Here is a 5,261-nt window from a genome sequence, read left to right on the forward strand (position 1 = left end):
TGGCCGACCCATGCTCAGGGAGCACGAAACCCAGCAGACGTGCGCCCGCGCACACCTCAACCGTGATCGGCTACACCACGAACGGGGACACGACCCAGCAGACTGCCTCGCATGTCATTGACCACGGGAATCTGCCGTGGGGGAAGGCATTGGACCGCCCATTTCAGGGCCCGTCAGATTTGGATCTCACCCTGTTCACGTCGGTGAACAGGGTGCGGAGATCGCGATGATCCGCGACGGCCAGGTCAACGAGGCGTACGACCGCGTCCAGGCCAACGACGTCCGCTACCGCTTCGTGATCGACACGGCCACCGTCTGGCTGGCCACCAGAAGTCACGGATAAGTACAGCGGGCGTCGGCCAGCGGCGGCAACCAGTCAGTTTGGATCCTTGCCTCCCGTGCCTCGGTTCGTGTACGCGGCCACCGAGAAGCGCCGTTCGTCGTGTCCATCCCTGCGCGTACTTGGATGGACCCCCGCTTCTCGTCAAGGACGGCTAGTGTCCGAAGCTACTCCGCGTGAGTGGGAGGTGAAACCGGGGATCCGAGCAGGACGGCCAATGCGCCAAGCTTCCCCGGACCAGCCACCCGTGCGGGCCAGTGCTCCGGGGCCCGCCGTCGATCTCCGCCCACCGGTCGGCCAACACACGCGGCGCGCCACCCTGCTGCACCCACAGGGCCTTCAGGCGGGCCGCCTCTCCCGCCCTCCCGGCCCAAGGGCCGAGGAGCCGGCTCGGATCAGGCAGGTCTCCACGGTGCTGGCCTATCGGCGGTTGTCGCCAATGAGTTCGAGGTAGCGGGCATAATAAATGTCAGATTTCTCCCGATTCCGGATCAGGGTGCCCTCCTCCACCCGGTAGGTGCGGTCCGGATCACCCTTGAAGGAGAGCCAGTTGAAGGAGGTGGTCACCCAGGCATCGTCGAAGAGGAGGATTTTGGCATGGTTGCTCTTGAGGCGCGCCACGTGCAGCTTCTCGGGGTATCGCGCAGCGAGGTTGTTCAGCCTTCTGATGGCAGTCGGGTCGGTCCTATTCTCGCTGTCGTCATAGCCGTAGGCGATGTCGACCTTCACGCCACGCTGCAGTCGGCGTTCCAGTTTGCCGACGAACGCCGTGGTGACGATCGCTCCGGTGATCCACGGTGAGATGATCAGGATGCGTTTCCGGGCGCTGGTGAGGGCTTCGTCGAGGAGCTCCGGGTGCTCGAAGACACCGATTGCTCGAATCTCCTCTGCCTGCGACTCTAGGGCCTTCGGCTCTGCAGGGAGGGGTGCCGGGGAGTTGAGTTGGACGGCGGCCTGCTCTGCGCGTTTCTGAGTGACCTCCTGCAGGGGGATCCGGGCCTCTTCGAGGTCGGGTTCCAGCAGGGGGCGCTCAGGCTCGGGCTCTACGTTGATGCCAAGGCCCTTGGCGCCGCCGAAGCCGATCAGTTCGATCTCATGGCGGTCGCTCAGTTCCCCGTCGATGACGACACCGAGCTCGATGTCAGCGCGTTCAGCGTCCGCGTAGACGAGGAGCTTGACCGGCAGGACATGACGGGTTCGGGTCTGGACGATGCTTTTGACCTGCAGGACTTCGCGGGTGGTGGTGCCGTTCCCCTGGAGTAGGGAGGTGATCTCCTCGGCGGTCACCTCGCCGTCCTCGACGGGACCGGAACGCGCGGCAGGCAGCATGATCATTCCGGCTTCGGTGGCCACGTCCCGGGCGATGGTGCTGCGGCGGCTGTAAGGGGAGGCCCGCCACAACATCTGGTCGAAGACGAGGGACTGGCTGACCCGGACCGGGACGATGGCAGCCGCCTTCGTCGCGGTGAAGCGGCCCTTCTCGGTCAAGCGCAGCCGCGGAACGGGCGCTGTGCCGGGCACGGGAGCAGTCCAGCGCAGGTCGTCGGAGCCGAAAAGGACCGCCACGGTCTGGTTCACCATGGCGACGTCTAGGCCGAGGAACCCCGCGATGGAATCCGGTGTTCTCTCCCCTTGCTCGACGAGCCGCAGGACATACTCCTCCAGCAGGGGGATGTCCTTGCTGTCCTGGGCGAGGACCTCGGCGGTGATGCGGGCGACGGGCAGGGCCGCGTCGACGATGCCGACGAGGTCGAAGCCGGTGCGGGCATTTCCGAAGCGGACGGCCAGCAGGCTGTCCTCACTGAACGTTGACATCGCGGATCTCGCAGTCTTCCGGGTGGCTGCTCATATAGTCGAGGACGTTGCGCAGGGCGCCGGGTTTGCTGCGGCAGAAGCCGGCGTCCCCGACGATGATCAGCCCGAACCGGGCACGGGATAGAGCGACGTTGATGCGCCGCCAGTAGGGCTGCCCCAGGAACCCGAACCGGCCGTCGGAGTTGCTGCGGGTCACGCAGAAGACCGCGAGATCGCACTCGCGACCCTGCACGGCATCCACAGAGAGCACCTCGGGCGTGAAGTGCCTCAGCTTCTTCTTGGCTAGCTGCTTCTTGAGTGTTTCGACCTGACGGCCGTAGGGCGCGATGACCAGAACCTCCAAGGGCTTGCCGCCGGGCGGCTGGACCACCCCCTTCCCGATCGCATGATCGATGACCTCCAGACGTTTCTCTGCGATCTGCGCTTCAAGCCGGTTGGAGACGCTGGTCTCGGTGCCTGATCGCTCCGTCTCACGCCGCCCCGGATGAAAGCTGGTGTCCATCCAGAGCACAGGCCGGTTGATCCCCCTGTACCCCGGTAGCTCGTGCGGATTGGGAGAGAGCAGTCCGTTGTCGTAGAAGCAGCTGCTGATCATGTTGCCGATGGCAGGAGTCATCCGGTACTGCTCGCGCAGCAGATGCTTGACCGGCAGCTGCGTATTGTCCGCCAGGTGCTGGAACAGCGTCGTCTGCACGATCTCCGGGGTCAGCTGGTGGTCTTCCATGGCCTTGCCATTGCGCAGCAGGTCCTCGTCGATCGGCGGGAGCTGCTTGGTGTCCCCCACCAGCACCCACCGCTTCGCCCGGGCCAGCGGGACCAGCGCCTCGGTCGCGGTCGCCTTCGACGCCTCGTCGAAGATGCACAGGTCGAAGTCCAGGGAACGTGCTGCCGGATGCCCCAAGAAGCCCAGGGCCGTGCCGCCCACCACATTCCGGGTCCGCAGGAAACTGGCGACCAGGTGCGGGTCGCTGCCGATCCGCTTGAGCCATTCGCCCTGCAAGCGCAGCAGCCGCATGAGGTCCTGTCCGGGACCATCTGCCGGAAACAGAGCCTCGACGGCGTCCCGGCACTCCCGCGCGGTCATGGTCTCGCGCAGGGTGAGGTCACCGTCCAGGGCACTCTGGATCTCGACGACCAGGGCCGCTCGCTGTTCGAGGAGTGTCTCCCGGCGGGCGCCGACGGTGACCGCTTCCTCTCCCAGTTCCCGCGCGGAGGTGGTGCGGTCGGGCAAAGGCTGAGCGGTCAGTTCCACGAGGCGGCCCTCAACGTGCGCGAGGTCGGTGGCGACGGCGGCCGCCTCCTCCAGCAGGAGTGCCGCCTTCAGGTGCCGTGCTTCCAGCTTCTGCCGGATCGCGACCGCTTCCAGGTGCTTCTCCGCCCGGGCCCGAACACTCTGCGTCCATCTCTTGACCTGCCGGTCCAACAGCAGCGCTTGCGCGGCGGGATCGATGCGCGGATCGTCCGGGCGCCCCAGACGCACCAGGCCGTCGATACCCGCCTCCTCCAAACGGCGCAACGCGTTGTCGATGGCGATGTGGGTCTGGCTGACGATGAGAATTCGTGCGTCCGGCTTGCGGCTGAGGGTCTGCTCAACGATCTCCGCGATCACCGTGGTCTTACCAGTACCAGGCGGCCCCTCGACCAGGACCAGGTCCTGCGTCCCCAGCGCGCGCACGACGACATCCCGTTTGCTCTGGTCAAGGTCGGCGCGGACCCAGGAGGTGACCTCGACCGGAGGCAGGACCGGCATCTCCTGCGGATTCTCGATGATCTTGCCCAGGTGAGGGTTACTGCTTTGCTCGGCGGCGACCGTGGACAGCGCGTCGCGCTGCCGGTTGATGGCGCTCTGGCTGGGGCCGAGGAAGGGCAGCAAGTAACCGCGGCGCGGCAGTGCCGTCTTGGCACGAGTCATCCGGAGCTGGACGGTGTCCTCGGTCCGACTGGTGACGACACCACGGTCGATGGGCCGACTGTAGGGGTATTCCACGACCGACCACTCGTCGCCGATCTCCATCACCGTTTCGGTGGCGCCCAGACGGAAGGACCGCGTGTACGAGGTGCCCTCCATCCTGTCGTAGGCGACGGGCTGCCGCCCGTTCGCCGCGATCTCCTCGCGGGCCTCCAGGACGTGCCGCCAGCCGTCGAAGAGGTCCCCGAGGTTCTGCCGCCGGTCATCGCGACCCTTCTCCTCGCGGGCCTCGACATGCGTGTTGAGGCCCGAGAGCAGCACGTTCAGCCCGCGGTTGGCCGGGGCCTCGCCCGGATCGTAGAAGGTCCAGCTCAGAATCGGATCAAGCTTGAGTGCAGACTCCCGGCGCTTCGCCAGCCATTCCTCCGGCCGCTCTTCTGCGGACACGATGACGCACCGGTCGGAGTTCTTGTCGTCGCCGGCCATGCGCAGGAACAGCTTCCGGCCGAAGACCCGCACCGTCCCGGTGCCGACCTCTTTCGTGGCCGGGTTCCAGCCGTAGTCGACATGCACTGTGCCCGAGATGTCGGACATCACCTCCGACTTGGCGCGCGCCATGACCTGGTCGAGGCTCAGTCCCTCGCCCTCCGGCACGGTGACGAGCTTCTCCGCGGCGTTCTTGGTCATCTTCAGCCACACCGAGTTGCGCTGCCGCGCGTCACGGTTGCCGCACCGTCGCTCCACCTCCAGCAGTTGGTGCTCCAGCACGATGGCGTTGGCCGGCCTCTTCTGCGGTTCGAGGTCGATGCAGGACTTCAGAATCGCGCGGACATCGGTGTCCATCTCTAGCTCGTCCAGCGCGGACAGCAGTCCGGGGTAGTCGCGGGCCTTGCTGTTGGACAAGATCTGGATGGCCAGGACGGCGTACGCGTAGACATCCCTGACCCAGCCGACGCTGCTCTTCTCCAACGGCTTGTACAGGCTGGAACCGTAGTCAGCGACCGTGTGGTCCGTCGTGGACGCCCCCGCCGTCTCCACGACCTTAGCGATCCCGAAGTCGGCGAGCTTGACCGTGCCGTCACTGGTCAAGAGGACGTTTCCGGGCTTACTGATCGTTTCAGAATGAGGTTCGTAGGCGGCGGAGGCATATGAGACTGCAGGCCAGTTCGAGCAGGCCCTGGTGGAGATCGGCGCGTC

2 protein-coding genes are annotated in these 5,261 nt (G+C 66.0%); both read right to left on the bottom strand.

The features are described 5' to 3' along the window. Window positions 1–760 precede the first annotated feature (760 nt). Window positions 761–2,155, bottom strand: coding sequence for a phospholipase D-like domain-containing protein (locus ACGFYV_RS37375; protein ID WP_393883006.1), 1,395 nt, complete (start codon window positions 2,153–2,155; stop codon window positions 761–763). Further along, a complete protein-coding gene (locus ACGFYV_RS37380) occupies window positions 2,139–4,907 on the bottom strand; it encodes a DEAD/DEAH box helicase (RefSeq protein WP_393883007.1) in 2,769 nt (922 codons plus the stop codon). The genes ACGFYV_RS37375 and ACGFYV_RS37380 overlap by 17 nt, the downstream gene beginning before the upstream one ends. Between the last annotated feature and the right edge of the window lie 354 nt (window positions 4,908–5,261).

The sequence above is a fragment of the Streptomyces sp. NPDC048297 genome, assembly GCF_043201585.1.
Classification (GTDB): Bacteria; Actinomycetota; Actinomycetes; order Streptomycetales; family Streptomycetaceae; genus Streptomyces.

Excerpts from the sequence above, each read along its gene's own strand:
- ACGFYV_RS37375 (WP_393883006.1), bottom strand. The coding sequence starts at position 2,155 with ATGTCAACGTTCAGTGAGGACAGCCTGCTGGCCGTCCGCTTCGGAAAT.
- ACGFYV_RS37380 (WP_393883007.1), bottom strand. The coding sequence starts at position 4,907 with ATGGACACCGATGTCCGCGCGATTCTGAAGTCCTGCATCGACCTCGAA.